The organism is Salinisphaera sp. G21_0 (genome assembly GCF_017744115.1).
Lineage (GTDB): Bacteria > Pseudomonadota > Gammaproteobacteria > Pseudomonadales > Endozoicomonadaceae > Endozoicomonas.
Genome location: NZ_JAGHQW010000083.1, coordinates 1 through 16,232, shown reverse-complemented (window position 1 = coordinate 16,232; position 16,232 = coordinate 1). Strand labels below are relative to the sequence as shown.

The window sequence follows — 16,232 nt, the reverse complement described above, 5'->3', positions numbered from 1 at the left end:
TGGTGATTTCAAAACCAGGAATGGTTCGACTCTGCTTAAAATCGCACTGTTGCAAAAAGCAGGATTTGAGGTCATTGAAATTCCGGTTAACAGGCTTGGGAATCAGGATTTAATGAAACCATACATTAATCAAATAAAGACCAGGACAGGCATCCCGCCACAGGGGCATGGCTCTGTATCAGTTAAAAGAAGGTGGGCAGATGAGGCATACGTTACTGCTGATAAAGGCAGGCAAGCCTCAGATCACGGTTACTTAACCGCCGAAGAACATTCAGAAGAACAAACCGGCAAACCAGCCAAGAGGAAGAGAAAAAAGAGCCAGTAATCCCCTCCTTTCGACCCAGGAACCGTTTTCACATTTCAGCAAAATGAACTTCTGAACAGAACCGCAGTCTGCTTTTTATATTTCCATGAATTAATGAAATATAATTATGCATAGAACCTCTGCTGGTATCAGTGGTCAATACGCAAGATCAGATAATGATTACAACCAACCGGATGACCAGGCCGCTTCTTCAAGGCGTGGACGATATAGACATGCCACAGTCAGACAGTGGGATAATCCCCCCCGCACGGGGCGTAATGAATTTTACCAATCTTCTGCCGCATGCCCTTCTCAATATCTACTGCGCCGCTCAGTAAACCCTGCTCAAGATTTTAATACTCTCACCAAACAGGAAACAATGGATGACCTTGTGAGTAAATCGGATCGTTTCGGTGATCGCTATGATGGGAGACATCACGGTAAATATGCCAGTTCAATTAAAAAATACACGTCAGCTGCTAAAAGACCGTTAAATCGAGCGGAACAAAGCCAGCTGATGCGTTTGCTGCAAAATTTCACAGCAACGCGGAGCTGGAATTGGCGAAGCCTGACGACGACACTGCACTCATTTACTTCAGCGGGTGTTTTTACTTCCCATAACCCCATAGATGAGCGTGTTAAACGTACTCAAGTTGCCTTATTGTCAACGCTACTTGATGCAATAATATTTAACTGCAACCAAAAACCTGAAGCCAGGGATATTGATGCCCGGGGAATCGCCAACCAGCTGTGGGCCATGGCGAAACTGGTAGACAACGGGCAGGTGCGGACACCAGAGATCGAAAAGGCCATGGCCGCGCTGTTGTCCCATGTGAACACACAAAAAGACCAGTTTATTCCTCAGCATATCACCAACCTGCTGTGGGCCATGGCGAAACTGGTGGATAGCGGGCAGGAGCAGACTTCAGTTTTCAAGGGGGCCACGGCCGCGCTGTTGCCCCTCGTGAACGCACAGAAAGACCAATTTAATGCCCAGGGCATTACCAACCTGCTGTGGGCCATGGCGAAACTGGTGGACAGCGGGCAGGAGCAGACGCCAGAACTCAAAGAGGCCGTTGCCGCGTTGTTGCCCCGTGTGAGCGCACAGAAAGCAAACTTTACACCACAGGGTATCGCCAACCTGCTCTGGGCCATGGCGAAACTGGTGGATAACAGGCATGAGTTGATACCCGGGCTCAAAGAGGCTTTGGCCGCACTGTTGCCCCTCGTGAACGCAAAAAAAAACCAATTTATTCCTCAGCATATCGCCAACCTGCTGTGGGCCATGGCAAAACTGGTGGACAACGGGCAGGAACAGACACCAGAACTTAACGAGGCCGTGGCCGCGCTGTTGTCCCACGTGAGCGCACAGAAAGCTAACTTTAAACCACAGGAAATCGTCAACCTGCTGTGGGCCATGGCGAAACTGGTGGACAACGGACAGATGCGGACACCGCTGCTCAAAGAAGCCGAGGCCGCACTGTTTCCCCACGTGAGCGCTCAGAAAGCAAACTTTACACCACAGGGTATCGCCAGCCTGCTGTGGGCCATGGCGAAACTGGTGGACAACAGGCAAAAGCGAACACCAGAGCTCAACGAGGCAGTGGCTGCGCTGTTGCCCCACGTAAGCGCACAGAAAGACAAATTTAAACCACAGGGTATCGCCAACCTGTTGTGGGCCATGGCGAAACTGGTGGACAACGGGCAAGAGCAGACACCAGATCTCAAAGGGACCGTGGCCGCGCTGCTGCCCCTCGTGAACGCACAGAAAGACCAATTTATTCATCTGCATATCGCCAGCCTGCTGTGGGCCATGGCGAAACTGGTGGACAACGGGCAAGAGCAGACACCAGGGCTCAACAAGGCCGTGGTCGTGCTGTTGCCCCACGTAAACACACATAAAGACCAATTTAATGCCCGGGGAATCACCAACCTGCTGTGGGCCATGGCAAAACTGGTTGATAAGGGGCAGGAGCGGACACCACAGCTCAAAGAGGCCGTCGCCACGTTGTGGCCCTTAGTGAACGCACAGAAAACTAACTTTAAACAACAGGAAATCACCAACCTGCTATGGGCCACGGCGAAACTGGTGGACAACGGGCTGGAGCGGACACCGCTGCTCAAAGAGGCCGTGGCCGTGCTGTTGCCACTCGTCAACACAGCGAAAGCTAACTTTAATCCTCAAGAAATCGCCAACCTGCTGTGGGCCATGGTGAAACTGCTGGACAACGGGCAGGAGTGGACACCAGAGCTTAAAGAGGCCGTGGCCGCGCTGTTGCCACACGTGAACGCAAAGAAAGATAACTTTACACCACAGGGAATCGCCAACCTGCTGTGGGCCATGGCGAAACTGGTGGATAGCGGGCAGGAGCGGACAACAGGGCTTAACGAGGCCGTGGCTGCGCTGTTGCCTCACGTGAACGCAAAGAAAGACCAATTTAAAGCCCTGGGAATCACTAACCTGCTGTGGGCCATGGCGAAACTGGTGGACAACGGGCTGGAGCGAACACCAGAACTCAACGAGGCCGTGGCCGCGCTGCTACAACACGTGAACGTACAGAAAAACCTGTTTAATGCCCAGCATATTGCCAACCTGCTGTGGGCCATGGCGAAACTGCTGGACAACGGGCAGGAGCGAACACCACAGTTTAACAAGGCCGTGGCCGCGCTGTCGCCACACGTCAACAAAAAGAAAGCTAACTTTAAACCACAAGAAATCGCCAACCTGCTATGGGCCATGGCGAAACTGCTGGACATCGGGGAGTGGACATCAGAGCTCGACGAGGCCGTGGCCGCACTGTTGCGCCACGTGAACGCACAGAAAGCCAGCTTTAAACCACAGGAAATCACCAATCTGCTGTGGGCCACGGCGAAACTGGGTGAGTTCGTTGAGCTGAACGTGGTTACCTCTATGTTTGAATCGCTTGTTTACCGAATCAGTGAAAATCCTCAGCTCTCACAGCAAGACCTATTGATATCTCTCTGGGGAGTGATGGTTTGCTGTGCCAGATTGTCTATGGACTCCCGAAGCAATAACTGGTTTGAAAAGCAAATGGATGACCTGTTTACTCGCGTGGAAAATACATCTCCAGATAACTTAGAGGATCAATCCGTTATTGCCATGGCCGCAAGTTGGCTTGGTAGAACCTGTCCTGTCGTCCCCCATTACCGGACAACTATTTCAAAACCTCAAGCCAACTTCCGCAATCAACTCCAATCATGCATTCCCTCTTTACAGATTAAAGAAGAAAAGAGTCTGAACTCATTGCCTCCGGTTGACCTGCTACTGCCAGATTACAACATGGTGATTGAAGTTGAGGGTCCCTCTCATTATGTGGGTGGTGATTTCAAAACCAGGAATGGTTCGACTCTGCTTAAAATCGCACTGTTGCAAAAAGCAGGATTTGAGGTCGTTGAAATCCCGGCTAACATGCTTTGGAACCAAGGTTCAGTGAAACGATGTATTGATCAAATAACGACCAGGTTAGGCATCCAGCCACAGGGGCATGGCTCTGTATCACTTAAAAGAAGGTGGGCAGATGCGGCATACGTTATTGCAGATAAAGGCAGGCAACCCTCAGATCAAGGTTACTTGACCGCCGAAGAACATTCAGAAGAACAAACCGGCAAACCAGCCAAGAGGAAGAGAAAAAACAGCCAGTAATCCCCTCCTTTCGACCCCGGGAACCGTTTTCACATTCCAGCAAAATGAACTTCTGAACAGAACCGCAGTCTGCTTTTTATATTTTCATGAATTAATGAAATATAGTTATGGATAGAAGCTCTGCTGGTATCAGTGGTCAATACGCAAGATCAGATAATGGTTACAACCAACCGGATGACCATACCGCTTCTTCAAGGTGTGGGCGATATAGAAATGCCACCGTCAGACAATGGGATAGTCCCCCCCGCACTGCCCCGGGGCGTAATGAATTTTACCATTCTTCTTTCACACGCTCTTCTCAACATTTACAGTACCGTTCAGTAAACCCTGCTCAAGATTTCAATACCCTCACCAAACAGGAAATAATAGATGGCCTGCTGAGTAAATCGGATCACTTCGGTGATCGCTATGATGGGAGAAATCACGGGCAATATGCCAGTTCAATTAAAAAATACACGTCAGCTGCTAAAAGACCGTTAAATCGAGCGGAACAACGCCAGCTGATACGTGTACTGCAAAATTTTACCGCAACACGGAGCTGGAGTTGGCGAAGCCTGAGCACAACACTTCATTCATTCACTTCAGCGGGTGTTTTTACCCCGCATAAGCCCATGGATGAGCGTGTTAAGCTTACTCAAGCTGCCTTATTGTCCACTCTGCTTGATGCACTAATATTCAAGTGCAACCAAAAACCTGCAGCATGGGATATTGATGCCCGGGGTATCGCCAACCTGCTGTGGACCACGGCGAAACTGGTCGACAACGGGCAGGAACGAACACCAGGGCTCAACGAGGCCGTGGTCGCGCTATTGCCCCACGTGAACGCACAGAAAGACCAATTTATTCCTCAGCATATTGCCAACCTGCTGTGGGCCATGGCGAAACTGCTGGACAACGTGCAGGAGCGGACACCAGAGTTCAAAGAGGCCGTGGCCGCACTATTGCCCAAAGTGAAAGAACATAAGGCAAATTTTAAACCACAGGGTATCGCCAACCTGCTGTGGGCTGTGGCGAAACTGGTGGACAACGGCCAGACACCAGGGCTCAACAAGGACGTGGCCGCGCTGTTGCCCCATGTGAACGCACAGATAGACCAATTTAATGCCCAGGGGATCGCCAACCTGTTGTGGGCCATGGCGAAACTGGTAGACAACGGGCAGGAGTGGACACCCGATTTCAACGCGGCTGTGACTGCGCTACTGTCCCAAGTGAATGTACATAAGGCTAACCTCAAACTTCAGGAAATCGCCAATCTGCTATGGGCCATGGCGAAACTGGTGGACAACGGGCACGAGTGGACACCCGAGCTCAACAAGGCCGTGGCCGCACTGTTGCCCCACGTGAACGCACAGAAAGGCCGATTTATTCCCCAGCATATTGCCAACCAACTGTGGGCCATGGCGAAACTGGTGGACAACGGGCTGAGGCAGACACCACAGCTCAAAGAGGCTGTGACCGCGCTGTTACCACGCGTGAACACTGAGAAAGCCAACTTTAAACCACAAGAAATTGCCAACCTGCTGTGGGCCATGGCGAAATTGGCGGACAAGGGCCAGGAGCAGACACCAGGGCTCAAAGAAGCTGTGGCCGCGTTGTTACCCCATGTGAACGCACAGAAAGAGCAATTTATTCCTCAGCATATCGCCAACCTGCTGTGGGCCATCGCAAAACTGATGGACAAAGGGGAGTGGACACCACAGCCCAACGCGGTCATGGCCGGGCTGTTGCACCAGGTGCACGCACAGAAGGCTAATTTTAAACCACAGGGTATCGCCATCCTGCTGTGGGCCATTGCGAAACTGATGGACAACATGAAGGACCGGACACCAGAGTTCAACGAGGCTCTGGTTGCGCTGTTGCCCCACGTGAACGCGCAGAAAGCTAACTTTAAACCACTGGAAATCACCAACCTGCTGTGGGCCATGGCGAAATTGGTGGACAATGGGCAGGAGCCGACAACAGAGTTCATTGAGGCCATAGCCGCGCTGCTGCCCTGCATGAACGCACTGAAAGATCAATTTATTCCTAAGCATACTGTCAACCTGCTGTGGGCCATGGCGAAACTGATGGACAACGGGCTGAAGTGGATACCGGGGCTCAAAGAAACGGTGGCTGCGCTGTTGCCCCACGTGAGCGCACAGAAAGCTGACTTTGAACCACAGGGTATCGCCAACCTGCTGTGGGCCATGGCGAAACTGGTGGACAACGGGCAGGAACAGACACCAGAGCTCAACGAGGTCGTGGCCGTGCTGTTACCCCACGTGAACGCACTGAAAGACCAATTTATTCCTCATCATATCGCCAACCTGCTGTGGGCCATGGCGAAACTGGTGGACAAAGGACAGGAGCAGACGCCAGAGTTCAATGAGGCTGTGGCCGCGCTGTTACCCCACGTGAACGCACTGAAAGACCAATTTACTTCTCAGCATATCGCCAACCTGCTGTGGGCCACGGCGAAAATGGGTGAGCTCGTTGAGTTGAGCGTGGTGACATCGATGTTCAAATCGCTCGTCTACCGAATCAGTGGCAGCCCTCAGATCTGTCAGCAAGCGGTATTGATGTCTCTCTGGGGAGTAATGGTATGCTGTGCCAGGTTGTCTTTAGTCTCCAATGCCAATAAAAATAATGAGTTTGAAAAGCACATGGATGACCTGTTTACCCGGCTGGAAGCTACCTTCCCGGACAATGAAGAAGATCAATCCATCATTGCCATGGCCGCAAGTTGGCTTGGGAGACCTTGTCCGTTCATCCCCCGTTACCAGACCGTCATTTCACAACCTCAAACCTTCTTCCGTGAGCAACTCCAATTATGCATACCCTCTTTGCAGATTGAAGAAGAAAAGAGTCTGAACTTTTTACCTCCGGTTGACCTGCTACTGCCAGACCACAACATGGTGATTGAGATTCAGGGACCCTTTCATTACGTGGGCAGTGATTTCAAAGCCAGGAATGGGTCGACTCTGCTTAAAATCGCACTGTTGCAAAAAGCAGGATTTGAGGTCATTGAAATCCCGGTTAACCTGCTTTGGAACGAGGATTCAATGAAACTATGTATTGATCAAATAAAGACCAGGATAGACATCCTGCCACAGGGTCACGGCTCTGTATCGCTTAAAAGGGGGTGGACAGATGAGAAACACAGCACTGTTTATAAGTAGTCAGAAATATGTGATTCCATATGGCCAGCTACTTATATAAACATCTCAGCAAAATGAACTTCTGAACCGCACAGCAGTCTTCTTTTTATATTTTCATGAATTAATGAAATATAATTATGAATAGAAGCTCTGCCGGGATCAGTGGTCAATGCGCAAGATCAGATAATGCTTACAACCAACCGAATGACCATGCCGCTTCTTCAAGGCGTGGGCGATATAGGCATTCCACAGTCAGACAGTGGGATCCTCCTCCCCGCACAGCACCGGGGCGTAATGAATTTCACCATTCTTCTGCCCCATGCCCTTCTCAATATCTACTGCGCCGTTCAGTGAATCATGCTCAGGATTTTAATGCGCTCACCCAACAGGAAATAATGGATGGCCTGGTGGGTAAATCGTATCGTTTCGGTCATCGCTATGATGGGAGAGATCACGGCCTATATGCCAGTTCAATTAAAAAATACACGTCAGCGTCTAAAAGACCATTAAATCGAGCGGAACAAAGCCGGCTGATGCGTTTGCTGCAAAATTTTACCGCAGCGCGGAGCTGGAATTGGCTAAGCCTGACGACAACACTGCACTCATTTACTTCAGCAGGTGTTTTTACCACCCATAAACCTATGGATCAGCGTATTAAGCGTACACAAGCAGCCCTATTGTCGACACTACTGGATGCAATAATATTCAAGTGCAACCGAAAAGCTAAAGCATGGGAAATTGATGCCCGTGGAATCGCCAACCTGCTGTGGGCCATGGCGAAGCTGGTGGACAACGGGCAGGAGCGGATACCAGAGTTCAAAGAAGCCGTGGCCGCACTGTTGCCCCACATGAATGCACAGAAAGACCAATTTATTCCTCAGCATATCGCCAACCTGCTGTGGGCCATGGCGAAACTGACGGACAACGGCCAGGTGCAGACACCAGAACTCAATGAGGCCATGGCTGCCCTGTTGCCCCGCGTGAACGCACAGCAAGCTGATTTTAAACCACGGGAAATCGCTAACCTGCTGTGGGCCATGGCGAAACTGTTGGACAACGGGCAGGAGCAGACACCAGAGTTCAACGAGGCCGTGGCCGGGCTGTTGCTCCACGTGAACGCACAGAAAGACCAATTGAATGCCCAGGATATCACCAACCTGCTGTGGGCCATGGCGAAACTGGTGGACAACAGGCAAAAGCAGACAGCAAAGCTGAAAGAGACTGTGGCCGCGCTGTTGCCCCGGGTGAAAACACAGAAAGCTCACTTTATACCACAGGAAATCACCAGCCTCCTGTGGGCCATGGCGAAACTGGTAGACAACGGGCAGGAGCAGACACCAGCGCTCAACGAGGCCGTGGCCACCCTGTTGCCCTACGTGAAAACACAGAAAGCTAACTTTAGATCACGGGAAATCAGCAACCTGCTGTGGGCCATGGCAAAACTGGTGGACAACGGGCAGGACCGGACTCCGGGGCTCAACGAGGCCGTGGTCGGGTTGTTGCCCTGCATAAACACAGAGAAAGACCAATTTATTTCTCAGCATATCGTCAACCTGCTCTGGGCCATGGCGAAGCTGGTGGAGAACGGGCAGGAGCAGACACCAGGGCTCAAAGAGGCCGTGGCCGCCCTGTTGCCTCGCGTGAACGTACAGGAAGACCAATGCATTCCTCAGGCTATTACCAATCTGCTCTGGGCTATGGCGAAACTGGTGGACAATGGGCAAGAGTGGATACCGGGGCTCAAAGAGGCCGTGGCCGCGCTGATGCCGCAAGTGAGCGCTCAGAAAGCCAACTTTGAACCACAGGGTATCACCAACCTGCTGTGGGCCATGGCGAAACTGGTGGACAACGTCCACGAGCAGACACCAGAACTCAACGAGGCCGTGGCCGCCCTGTTGCCTCACGTGAACGCACAGAAAGGCCAATTTCATGCCCTGGGTATCACCAACCTGCTGTGGGCCATGGCAAAACTGGTGGAAAACGGGCAAAAGCAGACGCCGGGACTCAACGAGGCCGTGGATGCGCTGTTGCCCCACGTGAACGCACAGAAAGCGAACTTTAACCCACAGGAAATCGCCAACGTGCTGTGGGCCATGGCAAAACTGGTGGACAACGGGCAGAAACAGACACCAGAACTCAACGAAGCCGTGTACGCGCTGTTGCCCCTCGTGAAGGCACAGAAAGCGAACTTTAAACCACAGGGTATTGCCAACCTGCTGTGTGCCATGGCAAAACTGGTGGACAACGGGCAGGAGCGAACACCAGAGCTCAACGAGACCATGGCCGCGCTGTTGCCCCACGTGAACGCACATAAAGAACAGTTTCATGCCCGGGCTATCGCCAACCTGCTGTGGGCCATTGCAAAACTGATGGACAGTGGGCAGGATCGGACTCCAGAGTTCGACGAGGCCGTGGCCGCGCTGTTGCTAAACGTGAAGTCACAGAAAGCTGACTTTCAACCACAGGAAATCGCCAACCTGTTGTGGGCCATGGCGAAACTGGTGGATAACGGAATGGAGCGAACACCAGGGCTTAACGAGGCCGTGGCTCTGCTGTTACCACGTGTGAACGAAAAGGAAGCCAACTTTAAACCACAGGGTATTGTCAACCTGCTGTGGGCCATGGCGAAACTGGTGGACAACGGGCAGGAGCGAACACCTGAGCTCAACAAGGCCTTGGCCGCGTTGTTGCCACACGTAAGCGCACAGAAAGCCAACTTTACACCACAGGGTATTGCTAACCTGCTATGGTCCATGGCGAAACTGCTGGACAACGGCCAGGAGCGGACTCCAGAGTTCAACGAGACGGTAGACGTGCTGTTGCCCCACGTGAATGCAAAGAAAGACCAATTTATTGCTCAGCATATCGTTAACCTGCTGTGGGCTATGACAAAACTGGTGGACAACGGACAAGAGCGAACACCAGGACTCAACGAGGCCGTAGTCACGCTGTTGCCCCGGGTGGACGTACAAAAAGACCAATTTAATGCCTGGGGGATCGCCAACCTGCTGTGGGCCATGGCGAAACTGGGTGAACTCGTTGAGCTGAGCGTGGTTAGCTCCACGTTTGAATCGCTTGTCTACAGAATCAGTGACAACCCTCAGCTCTCTCAGAAAGACATAAAGATGTCTCTCTGGGGAGTCTTGGTGTTGTGTGCCAGGTTGTTTCTAGACTCTAATGCCAATAAAAATAACGTGTTTGAGAAGCACATGGATGACCTGTTTACTCGTCTGGAAAATACATATCCAGACAATGAAGAGGATCAATCCGTTATTGCCATGGCAGCAAGCTGGCTCGGCAGGGCGTGTCCGGTTGTCCCCCATTACCAGACAAACATTTCAAAACCTCAGGCCGACTTCCGCGCTCAACTCCAATCATGCATTCCCTCTTTGCAGATTGAAGAAGAAAAGAGTCTGAACTCATTACCCCCGGTTGACCTGCTACTGCCAGAGCACAACATGGTGATTGAAGTTCAGGGACCGTCTCATTACGTGAATGGAGATTTCAACACCAGGAATGGATCGACTCTGCTGAAAATCGCACTGCTGCAAAAATCAGGATTTGAGGTCATTGAAATCCCGGTTATCCTGCTCAGGAGTCAGGACTCAATGAAACTATGCATTGATCAAATAAAGACCCGGGTAGACATACCGCCACAGGTTCATGGCTCTGTATCACTTAAAAGCGAGTCGGCAGATGAGAAATGCGGCACTGCTTATATATAAACATTTCAGCAAAATGAACTTCTGAACAGAACAGAAGTCTGCTTTTTTATATTTTCATGAATTAATGAAATATAATTATGGACAGAAGCTCTGCTGGTATCAGTGGTCAATACGCAAGATCAGATAATGCTTACAACCAACCGAATGACCATGCCGCTTCTTCAAGGCGTGGACGATACAGGCATGCCACAGTCAGACAGTGGCATAATCTCCCCCGCTCTACCACTGGGCACAATGAGTTTTACCATTCTTCTGGCCCACGCTCTTCTCAATATCTACTGCACCGTTCCGTAAACCCTGCTCAAGATTTTAATGCCCTGATCAAACAGGAAACAATGGATAGCCTGGTGAGTAAATCGGATCGTTTCAATCATTGCTATGATGGGAGGTATCACGGTCAGTATGCCAATTCAATTAAAAAATACACATCAGCTGCTAAAAAACCGTTAAATCGAGCTGAACAAACCCAGCTGATACATTTGCTGCAAAATTTTACAGTAACACGGAGTTGGCATTGGAGAAGCCTGACGACAACACTTCATTCATTTACTTCAGCGGGTGTTTTTACCCCTCTTAAACCCGTGGATAAGCGTGTTAAGCTCGCTCAAGCTGCCTTATTGTCCAAGCTACTGGATGCAATCATATTCAAGTGCAACCAAACACCTCAAGCCAGGGATATTGATGCCCTGGGAATCTGCAACCTGCTGTGGGCCATGGCAAAACTGGTGGACAACGGGCAGAACCAGACACCAGAGCTCAAACAGGCCGTGGCCGCGCTTTTGCCCCACGTGAACGCACAGCAAAAACAATTTATTCCTCAGGGAATCGCCAACCTGCTGTGGGCCATGGCGAAACTGGTGGACAACGGGCAGCAACTGACACCAGAGTTAAAAAAGGCCGTGGTCGTGCTATTGCCCCACGTGAACGGACAGAAAGACCAATTTACTCCTCAGCATATCACCAACCTGATGTGGGCCATGGCGAAATTGGTGGACAACGGGCAAGAGCAGACACCACGGCTCAACGAGGCCGTGGCCGCGCTGCTGCCCCAGGTGAAAGTACAAAAAGACCAATTTATTCCTCAGCATATCGCCAACCTGCTGTGGGCCATGGCGAAACTGGTGGAAAACGGGCAGGAGCAGACACCAGAGCTCAAAGAGGCCCTGGCCGCGCTGATGACCCACGTGAACGCACAGAAAGACCAATTTATTCCTCAGCATATCGCCAACCTGCTGTGGGCCATGGCGAAACTGGTGGACAACGGGCAGGAGCGGACACCAGAGTTCAACGAGGCCGTGGGCGCGCTGTTGCCCCACGTGAAGGGACAGAAAGACCAATTTATTCCTCAGCATAACGCCAACCTGCTGTGGGCCATGGCGAAACTGGTGGTCAACGGACAGGAGCGGACACCAGGGCTCAACGAGGCCATGGCCGCGCTGTTGCCCCACGTGGAAGTACAAAAAGACCAATTTATTCCTCAGCAAATTGCCATCCTGATGTGGGCCATGGCGAAACTGGTGGACAACGGACAGGAGCGAACACCAGGGCTCAGCGACGCTGTGGCCGCGCTGTTACCCCACATAAACACTCAAATAGCGAACTTTAAACCACAGGAAATCGCCAACCTGCTGTGGGCCATGGCGAAACTGGTGAACAACGGTGAGTGGACACCAGGGCTCAACGAGGCCGTGGCCGCGCTGTTGCCCCACGTGATCGCACAGAAAGACCAATTTATCCCACAGCATATCGCCAATCTGCTGTGGGCCATGGCGAAACTGGTGGACAACGGGCAGGAGCAGACACCAGTGAGCATAGAGGCCGTAGCCGCCCTGTTGCCCCACGTAAACGCACAGAAAGCTGAATTTAAACCACAGGAAATCGCCAACCTGCTGTGGGCCATGGCAAAACTGGTAGACAACGGACAGGAACGGACACCAGAGCTCAAAGAGGCCGTGGCCACGCTGTTGCCCCACGTGAACGCACAGAAAGGGCAATTTATTCCTCAGCATATCGCTAACCTGCTGTGGGCCATGGCGAAGCTGGTGAACAACGGGCAGGAGCAGACACCAGGGCTCAAAGAGGCCGTGGCAGCACTGTTGCCCCAAGTGAAAACACAGAAAGACCAATTTACTCCTCAGCATATCGCTAACCTGCTGTGGGCCATGGCAAAACTGGTGGACAACGGGCAGGAAAAGTCAGCAGAGCTCAAAGGCACCGTGGCCGTGCTGTTGCCCCACGTGAACTCACAGAAAGACCAATTTAATCCTCAGGGTATCGCCAACCTGCTGTGGGCCATGGCGAAACTGGTGGACAACGGGCAGGGAAAGTCAGCAGAGCTCAAAGAAGCCGTGGCCGTGCTGTTGCACCACGTGAACTCACAGAAAGACCAATTTAATCCTCAGGGTATCGCCAACATGCTGTGGGCCATGGCGAAACTGGGTGAGCTCGTTGAGCTGAGCGTGGTCACCTCTACGTTCGAATCGCTTGTCTACCGAATCAGTGACAACCCTCAATTCTCTCAGCAAGCGATATTGATGTCCCTCTGGGCAGTAATGGTATACTGTGCCAGGTTATCTCTTGTCTCCAACGCCAATAAAAACAGCTTGCTTGAAAAGCACATAGATGACCTGTTTACTCGCCTGAAAAATACATCACCAGCCAGTGAAGAGGATCAATCCATCATTGCCATGGCCGCAAGTTGGCTTGGCAGAGCCAGTCCAGTCGTCCCCCACTACCAGACAACCATTTCAAAACCTCAAGCCGACTTCCGTGCTCAACTCCAATCATACATTCCCTCTTTGCAGATTGAAGAAGAAAAGTGTCTGAACTCATTACCTCCGGTTGACCTGCTACTGCCAGATCACAACATGGTGATTGAAATTCAGGGACCGTCTCATTACGTGAATGGTGATTTCAACACCAGGAATGGTTCGACTCTGCTAAAAATTGCACTGCTGCAGAAATCAGGATTTGAGGTCATTGAAATCCCGGTTAACCTGCTCAGGAGCCAGGACTCAATGAGACTATGTATTGATCAAATAAAGGCCAGGGTAGACATCCCGCCACAGGGTCATGGCTCTGTATCACTTAAAAGCGGTTCGGCAGATGAGAAATACGGCACTGCTTATATATAAATGTTTCAGCAAAATGAACTTCTGAACTGCACAGCAGTCTGCTTTTTATATTTTCATGAATTAATGAAATATAATTATGGACAGAAGCTCTGCTGGTATCAGTGGTCAATACGCAAGATCAGATAATAATTATAACCGACCGGGTGGCCATACCGCTTCTTCAAGGCGTGGACGATACAGACATGCCGCGGTCAGGCGGTGGGATGATACCCCACGCACTAACCCGGGGCGTAATACATTTTACCGTTCTTCTGACGCATGCCCTTCTCAACATCTACAGCGCCGTTCAGTAAACCTTGCTCAAGATTTTAATGCGCTCATCAAACAGGAAATAATGGATGATCTGGTGAGTAAATCGGATCGTTTCGGTCATCGCTATGATGGGAGAAATCACAGCTGGTATGCCAGTTCAATCAAAAAATACACATCAGCTGTTAAACGACCGTTAAATCGAGCTGAACAAAGCCAGCTGATGCGTTTACTGAAAAATTTTACCATAACACGGCGTTGGGACTGGCTAAGCCTTACGGCCACATTTCATTCATTGACTTCAGCGGGTGTTTTTACCCCTCATAAACCCGTGGATGAGGGTGTTAAGCGTACTCAGGCTGCCTTATTGTCAACGCTACTTGATGCAATCATATTCAAGTGCAACCAAAAACCTCAAGCCAGGGACATTGATGCCCGGGGAATCGCCAACCTGCTGTGGGCCATGGCGAAACTGGTAAACAACGGGCAGGAGTGGACACCAGGGCTCAAAGCGACAGTGGCCGCGCTGATGCCCCACGTGAACGCACAGAAAGACCAATTTAATACTCAGCATATCGCCAACCTGCTGTGGGCCATGGCGAAACTGGTGGTCAACGGGCAGGAGCGGACCCCCGAACTCAACGAGGCCGTGGCCGCATTGTTGCTCCAGGTAAACGCACAGAAAGATCAATTTAATGCCCAGGGTATCGCCAACCTGCTGTGGGCCATGGCGAAACTGGTGGACAACGGCCAGGAGCGGATACCAGAGTTCAGAGAGGTCGTAGCCACCCTGTTGTCCCACGTGAACGCACAGAAAGACCAATTTAATCCTCAGGATATCGCCAACCTGCTGTGGGCCATGGCGAAACTGGTGGACAACGGACAGGAGCAGATAACAGGCCTCAAAACGACAGTAGCCACGTTGTTGCCCCACGTAAACGCACTGAAAGACCAATTTATTCCTCAGCATATCGCCAATCTGCTGTGGGCCATGGCGAAACTGGTGGACAACGGGCTGGAGCGGACACCAGGGCTTAACGAGGCCGTGGCCGCGCTGTTGCCCCACGTGAAGGTACAGAAAAACCAATTTAAGGCCCAGGGTATCGCCAACCTGCTGTGGGCCATGGCAAAACTGGTGGACAACGGGCAGCAGTGGACACCGAGGCTCAAAGAGACCGTGGCCGCGCTGTTACCCCACGTGAACGTACAGAAAAACCAATTTAAGGCCCAGGGTATCGTCAACCTGCTTTGGGCCATGGCGAAACTGGTGGACAACGGGCTGGAGCGAACACCAGGGTTAACAGAGACCATGACCGCACTGTTGCCCCATGTGAACGCACACAAAGAACAATTTATTCCTCAGCATACCGCCAACCTGCTGTGGGCCATGGCGAAACTGGCAGACAACGGGCAGGAGTGGACACCAGGGCTCAAAGATGCTGTGGCCGCGCTGTTGCACCACATGAACATACAGAAAGACCAATTTATTCCTCAGCATATCGCCAACCTGCTGTGGGCCATGGCGAAACTGGTGGACAACGGGCTGGAGCAGACAACAGGGCTCAACAAGGCCGTGGCCGCGCTGTTGCCCCATGTGAACGCACAGAAAGACCAATTTAATGCCCAGGGCATTGTCAACCTGCTGTGGGCCATGGCAAAACTGGTGGACAACGGGCAGGAGCAGACACCAGGTCTCAAAGAGGCCGTGGCCGCGCTGTTGCCCCTCGTGGACACTCAGAAAGACCAATTTATTCCTCAGCATATCGTCAACCTGCTGTGGGCCATGGCAAAACTGGTGGACAACGGGCAGGAGCAGACACCAGGTCTCAAAGAGGCCGTGGCCGCGCTGTTGCCCCACGTGAACGCAAAGAAAGACCAATTTAATGCCCAATGTAACGCCAACCTTCTGTGGGCCATGGCAAAACTGGTGGACAACGGGCAGGAGCAGACACCAGGTCTCAAAGAGGCCGTGGCCGCGCTGTTGCCCCACGTGAACGCAAAGAAAGACCAATTCAATGC

The 16,232-nt window shown here is 51.6% G+C and carries 6 protein-coding genes; all 6 read left to right on the top strand.

The genetic code is table 11. From position 1 onward, the window contains the following. A partial coding sequence (locus tag J7439_RS23430; protein ID WP_209204477.1) for a hypothetical protein occupies window positions 1–325 on the top strand: 325 nt, incomplete at its 5' end. Between the two features lie 106 nt (window positions 326–431). Continuing rightward, a complete protein-coding gene (locus J7439_RS23425; RefSeq protein WP_209204476.1) occupies window positions 432–3,968 on the top strand; it encodes an RAP domain-containing protein in 3,537 nt (1,178 codons plus the stop codon). A 107-nt stretch (window positions 3,969–4,075) separates the two neighbouring features. Further along, window positions 4,076–7,126: an RAP domain-containing protein gene (locus J7439_RS23420; protein ID WP_209204475.1), complete on the top strand. Its 3,051-nt coding sequence runs from the start codon at window positions 4,076–4,078 to the stop codon at window positions 7,124–7,126. A gap of 116 nt (window positions 7,127–7,242) precedes the next feature. Further along, window positions 7,243–10,830, top strand: a complete 3,588-nt coding sequence (locus J7439_RS23415; RefSeq protein WP_209204474.1) for an RAP domain-containing protein — start codon at window positions 7,243–7,245, stop codon at window positions 10,828–10,830. Window positions 10,831–10,907: 77 nt separating this feature from the next. Then, complete coding sequence (locus J7439_RS23410) at window positions 10,908–13,964, top strand: RAP domain-containing protein (RefSeq protein ID WP_209204473.1); 3,057 nt, start codon at window positions 10,908–10,910, stop codon at window positions 13,962–13,964. 76 nt (window positions 13,965–14,040) lie between these two features. Next, window positions 14,041–16,232, top strand: a 2,192-nt coding sequence (locus J7439_RS23405; RefSeq protein WP_209204472.1) for a DUF1601 domain-containing protein, incomplete at its 3' end; no start/stop codon positions are given.

Excerpts from the sequence above, each read along its gene's own strand:
- J7439_RS23425 (WP_209204476.1), top strand. The coding sequence starts at position 432 with ATGCATAGAACCTCTGCTGGTATCAGTGGTCAATACGCAAGATCAGAT.
- J7439_RS23420 (WP_209204475.1), top strand. The coding sequence starts at position 4,076 with ATGGATAGAAGCTCTGCTGGTATCAGTGGTCAATACGCAAGATCAGAT.
- J7439_RS23415 (WP_209204474.1), top strand. The coding sequence starts at position 7,243 with ATGAATAGAAGCTCTGCCGGGATCAGTGGTCAATGCGCAAGATCAGAT.
- J7439_RS23410 (WP_209204473.1), top strand. The coding sequence starts at position 10,908 with ATGGACAGAAGCTCTGCTGGTATCAGTGGTCAATACGCAAGATCAGAT.